General features: G+C 60.0%; 3 protein-coding genes. 2 read left to right on the forward strand and 1 reads right to left on the reverse strand.

What is annotated here, in order from left to right:
- Nucleotides 1-1,005 (forward strand): NAD-dependent epimerase/dehydratase family protein, encoded by a 1,005-nt coding sequence (locus Q0072_RS14030; protein ID WP_298331267.1) that lies wholly within the window; start codon nt 1-3, stop codon nt 1,003-1,005.
- A 49-nt stretch (nt 1,006-1,054) separates the two neighbouring features.
- On the opposite strand, the gene Q0072_RS14035 is transcribed toward Q0072_RS14030, so the two are convergent.
- Nucleotides 1,055-3,976, reverse strand: coding sequence for a TonB-dependent receptor (locus tag Q0072_RS14035; protein WP_298331269.1), 2,922 nt, complete (start codon nt 3,974-3,976; stop codon nt 1,055-1,057).
- A 543-nt stretch (nt 3,977-4,519) separates the two neighbouring features.
- On the opposite strand from Q0072_RS14035, the gene Q0072_RS14040 reads away from it, so the two are divergent.
- Nucleotides 4,520-5,536 (forward strand): LacI family DNA-binding transcriptional regulator, encoded by a 1,017-nt coding sequence (locus Q0072_RS14040; RefSeq protein WP_298331271.1) that lies wholly within the window; start codon nt 4,520-4,522, stop codon nt 5,534-5,536.
- The last annotated feature ends 127 nt before the right edge of the window (nt 5,537-5,663 follow it).

The raw sequence follows: 5,663 nt of genomic DNA on the forward strand, positions 1-5,663 counted from the left end.
ATGGTTCTGGTCACGGGTATCGGTGGCTTTATCGCCAAGCATCTGACAGCGCAGCTTCTGGCCGCGGGCCATGCCGTGCGCGGCACGGTGCGCAGCCCGTCACGCGCCGAAGAGGTGCGGCTGGCCATGCAGGCGCAGGGCCTTTCGACCGAGCGTCTAAGCTTCGTCACGCTCGATCTGGAGCGCGACGAGGGTTGGGAGGCTGCGGTTCAGGATTGCCGTTTTGTGCACCATGTGGCCGCGCCCTTTCCACTGGTGCAGCCCGCTGATCGTGAGGCACTGGTGCCTGCCGCGCGCGATGGCGCCTTACGCGTGCTGAAAGCCGCCTCAGGGGCCGAGCGTATCATCATGACCTCTTCGATTGCCGCCATGATGTACGCGCCGCGCGCTGAAAGCCGCTTTACCTTCGGCCCCGAAGACTGGTCCGATCCCGAATGGTCGCTGAATACGCCCTATGTGGTCGCCAAGACGCGCGCCGAACAGGCGGCCTGGGCCTATATGGATGAAGTGGGCCGCCGCCAAAACCTGACGGCCATCAATCCCGGTCTCGTACTGGGCCCGCCGCTGGATGCGCACTGGGGGACGTCGCTCGACGTTGTGTCGATGCTCATTCAGGGAAAATATCCGGCGGTGCCGCCGGTGGCCTTTCCCATCGTCGATGTGCGCGACGTGGCGGCCTTGCACGTCAAGGCCATGACCGCGCCGGTCGGGGGTCAGCGTCTGCTGGCCGCCGCGGATACCCTGTCCTTGTCCGAAATGGGCCATCTGCTGCGGACTATCCTGCCGCAGAACGCCAGACGCATCCCGACGCAGCCATTGCCACTAGGCCTGACGCGCTTTTTGTCACTGTTCGACAAATCGCTCGCTACGCTCAAGCCTGATCTGGGTCGCTATCCCGTCGCTGACAGTCGTCAGACGACAGAGCTGACCGGCCTTTCGCTCCGCCTTGCCGCAGAGGCGGTGAAGGCGGCCGCCATGGCCTTGTCTGGCAAGACGCCGCACTGACAGACAGAGATACCCGCTGCCGAAGCAGCGGGTATTTTGTCGTGTAAGTTTAGAAGTTCAGACGCAGGCCGATGCGGTAGAAGCGGCCCAGCGTATCGTAGAGCGCCGGGTTGACATCGAGACCCGTATTGGTCTGCGGCGACGGTTCCGGATCGACATTGAACAGGTTATCGACCTTGAAATAGGCGGCCACACCCTTGCGGATATTATAGGTGCCGCCGATATCGACATAGGTCGCGCCCTTCATTGTGTTGTTGTCGAGCGTCGGATTGTTCGAGGTCGAAACCGGGCAGCCTGTGCTACACACCACATATTGCGTCCCGATCACGCCATCGCTGAACCAGCGTTCCTGAAGGGTGAGGGTATATTTCTCGGTCGTGTAGGTCTGAACGAACTGTGCCTTCCAGTCCGGGGTCGCGCCGGAATTTTGCCCGGCCGTCTGCGACGCGATGGTGCCCGGCAGGCCCGGAATGGTAGTGAAGTCACGCACATTGGTCGCCAGCGCCCGCAGCGTCAGTTCGCCGGGCAGGCCGAACGGCCTGGCGTAGCGATAGCTGAACTCGTAATCGACGCCGCTGGTCTTGATCGAGGCGGCATTGATGCTGCCGACGTTCACATAGGGGTTGGCCCCGGTCAGGTTGAAGGTGTTACAGGCCGACGGCACCGAGCCGTCGAAGCAGTATTGCACCAGTTGGGTGGCGTTGGGGCCGCCTGAAATGGCATCGGTCAGCTCGATCTTGTAATAGTCGATCGAGGCGTTGAAGCCCGGCAGCCACTGCGGATTGACCAGCACCACACCAAACGACAGGTTCTTGGCGATTTCCGGCTTGAGGTTCGGGTTCGAGCCTTGATTCTGTGACACAGTCAGCGTCGTCTTGGTGAACGGGTTGGTGAAGTTCGGCAGGTTGGTCGAAACGATCGGCCCGAACAGGTCGTTCAGGTTGGGCGCGCGCACGTCCTGCGACTGTACGGTGCGCACACGGATGCCATCGAAGGGGGTATCCCAGGTGAGGCCGACCTTCCACGCTTCGACACGTCCGGAGGTGCTGTAGTTGGTGGTGCGCCCGGCGGTGTTCAGATTGACCTCGCCGACGCTGTCGTTCTTGATCAGCGGGATGTTGAATTCGAGGAAGGCTTCGCTGACGTTATAGCTGCCGCGGCCATTGCGGTAGTTACCGGCGTAGAAGTTGCCGCCACCGGTGCTGAGCAGCGGATCGGCCGGATATTCAGCCGTGTAGGGGCTGGATGAACCGTTGCCATAGGGGTCGGCGACGGCCTTATAGGTTTCGCGGCGATATTCGGCACCAAAGGCCACCGACACCGGCCCGGCCCACAGCGAGAAAGGCTCGCCGGAGACGCTGAAGCTGGCCACGTCCTGCGTCTGGACGGTGTGCTGGAAGGCGCCAGCGGGCGGTTGCAGATAGGCGAGGGCGGCGGCGGTAGGAGTCTGATTGCCGATGACATTGATCGGCTGACAGCCATTGGCACGCGCCACCGGATCGGTGCAGACAATGGCTCCGTTCAGCGTTACCGCATTGATGGCGGCCGTGAAGCGGGCCTTCAGCAGCAGGTTACGCACCTTGATGTCCGAGGTTTCCTTGCCGTGCTGGTAGTAGGCATTATAGGTCCAGTCGGTGTTGAACAGGTTGAACTTGCCGTTGGCCCCCACAACAAAGCGCTCTTGTGTGCGCTCGGTATTGACGCGGATATTGGGCAGGAAGGGCGTCACCGTCCCCAGCTTGAAGCTGGTGATATTGTTGGTGGTGCAGGCGTCCGAAATGATCTTCGGCACATAGGGATTGGAACACTGGATCGTCAGACCGGCCTGAGTGGTGCCGGGGTTGGGCTGATTGTGCGTGCCGACCTTGGCCAAGTTGATGGTGAAGTAGATCTCGTTATTGTCGTCGAGTTCGTAGGAGGTGCGGTTATAGAAGTTCTGGCGGTTGATGGCCGACTGAAGCGTCGCTCCGATGCCGACATTGGCCGAGGTATCACCGCCGACGCAGAAGCCGATATAACAGCCCGAAACCGTCCCTGCCGCGTCTTTCAGCGGCACGCCGTTCGAGCCATAGACGAAGTTGGTCGGGTTGCCGTTCTGATCGAAGGCGATGCCCTGAAGCGGACCGGCGGTGATCAGGCCATATTTGGAATAGGTATAGGACTGGGCGTGATCGACATTGCGGAACTGCGGCAGGCCGTTATTGGTGATGCCGGTATTGACGAGGGTCGATGAGCGATACCAGGTGCGGCCGTTGGCGGCGTTTTCGCCGAAATCACCGGCTTCGACGCCCTGTTCGCGGTGATATTCCAGCGCGGTGGCCGTATGCAGGCGGCCATCAAGGTAGGACGTGCCAAAGGCGATCTGAATGATGCCCTGCTTGTCGTCACCATAGGTGGTCTGGCCCAGAGCCATATTGGCCTTGAAGCCTTCAAAGCGCGTATCGGTGACGAAGTTGACCACGCCGCCGACCGCATCCGAACCCCAGGAGGCCGAGGCCCCGCCATTGACGACATCCACGCGCTTGATCAGCAGTTGCGGCAGCAGGCTGACATCCACGGCACCGGTGCCGATATTGGCCGGCACGACGCGCTGACCATCCAGCAGGGTCAGAGTGCGGCTGACGCCCAGACCGCGCAGCGAGAAGGAGCTGAGACCCTGTTGTCCGCTGGAGGTACTGAAGGTGTTGGTGGCCACGCCGCTTGAGCCCTGAAGCGAGGGCAGTTGCGCGATGGCGGTAAAGACGTTGGGCTGCGCGTTATTGGCCAGCTCAAGCGCGCCGATGGTGCTGGTCGGCGTTGGGGCCTTGAAGCCGCGCGTAGCGATGCGCGAGGCGGTGACGACAATGGTGCTTTCGTCCGAAGTCTCAGCATCCGTGTTCGGAGCGGCGTCCTGCGCATAGGCCCCGCAGGCCAGCGCCGCCAGCACAAGGCCTGAGACCGAGCTTGCGATATGGCGTTTGAAAAGAGGCATGTGTGTCTTTCCCTTCACATGAATCCCCAATGTCAGCGCTAACATTTTGCTATGCAGAGGTTTGCACAGCATCTGAGGGCGAAGGCGGCCCGGTATTGGGCCTATCCTTACGCGTATCAGGCGTCTGATAGCGATACCATTGCGATGGATAGATAAACGGCACAGTCCAATGACCGGCCGTTGGCGTTGTTTCCCAGTCAGATTTTTTATCACCAATGACAGCGCTAACATTTCGTAACGCAGCTACCGGTCAGACAATTGGTAAATCGGATAGCAGCTACCTGTCAAGCCTCGCGCAGGATGGGCCGGAGAAAAGGGAAGGGTGTGAAAGAAATATCTTTTAAATTCAATGTTATGATTTTGTCTGCGAAAATGGCGCGGCCAAATTTCATTTGCGGGCCGAGGTTCAGGCGAGGACATGAACAGCGCTCCAACTTTTTGTTGTCTGAATAAAAAATGACAGCGCTATCATTGCCAGTCTTTGAGATTCGATGGTATGGCTTAGCAAAAGTTCCGCTTCGCAGACTGTCACAGGGTGTCACATTGGCCTCACGCGCCTCCAGTACGGGTCGGGCGACCCTCGAAGACCTCGCCAGATTAACCGGTGTCTCGGCCATCACCGTGTCACGCGCCTTCCGCCATCCGGAAAAAGTCTCGGAAGATCTGCGCCGTCGCATCCAGCAGGCGGCCGACGATATGGGCTATGTGCGCAATCGCGCGGCCAGTGCGCTGGCGTCGAACCGTTCGATGAATATCGCGGTTCTGGTGCCCTCGCTCAGCAATCTGGTGTTTGTCGAAACCGTTACCGGTATCGAAAAGGTCTTTCGTGAGCACGGCTATCAGATGCTGATGGGCGTCAACCACTATTCGGCCGAGGAGGAAGAGGCGCTGGTCCGCGCCTATCTGGCCTTTGCGCCCGATGGCATGTTGCTGACCGGTTTCAATCATCGCGATTCGACCCGTCGTCTGCTGGAACAGGCCGGGATTCCCATCGTGCACATGATGGAGCTGTCGGAGCGCGAAGGGGCTTACAGCGTCGGCTTTTCGCAGGAAGCCGCCGCCCAGACCATGACCGAGCATCTTCTGTCGCGGGGTCGCCAGCGCATCGCCTTTGTGGCCTCGCAGCTCGATCCGCGCACGCTGGCGCGCAACCGCGGCTATCGCGATGCGATTATCAAGGCGGGGCTTTATGAGTCGCACCGCGAACTTCTGGTGCCGGACCAGTCATCGGTCGCGCTGGGCGCTGTCCTGCTGAAGCGCCTGCTGGAGCAGGCTCCGGATACCGATGCCGTCTTCTTCTGTAATGACGACCTGGCGCAGGGGGCCTTGTTTGAATGCCTGCGTCAGGGGATCGCCGTGCCGGACCGACTGGCTGTTGCCGGCTTCAACGATCTGGCCATTTCCGAATGCACCGTGCCGTCGCTGACCACTATCAAAACCCCGCGCTACGAGGTCGGCGTTGAAGCGGCCCGCATGCTTCTGGCACTGATTGAAGGCGACCCGGTGCCGCGTAAGATGATTGATCTGGGCTTTCAGTTGCGTGCCCGAGAGAGCACCTGACACGTCTAATCCCATATTTCCCAGATAGCCATCGTTTCTCGTGACTTTTTAGTCGATATTTGATAATAGAATCAATTAGATGAGGTATTTTTGGGTGAGCTTTGATGGAAGAGGCGGCGGGTGAAGG

Origin of the sequence: Asticcacaulis sp., assembly GCF_027484505.1 — a bacterium.
Lineage (GTDB): Bacteria > Pseudomonadota > Alphaproteobacteria > Caulobacterales > Caulobacteraceae > Asticcacaulis.

Bases quoted from the DNA above. Each gene is read 5' to 3' on its own strand.
- Q0072_RS14030 (WP_298331267.1), top strand. From the start codon at position 1: ATGGTTCTGGTCACGGGTATCGGTGGCTTTATCGCCAAGCATCTGACA.
- Q0072_RS14035 (WP_298331269.1), bottom strand. From the start codon at position 3,976: ATGCCTCTTTTCAAACGCCATATCGCAAGCTCGGTCTCAGGCCTTGTG.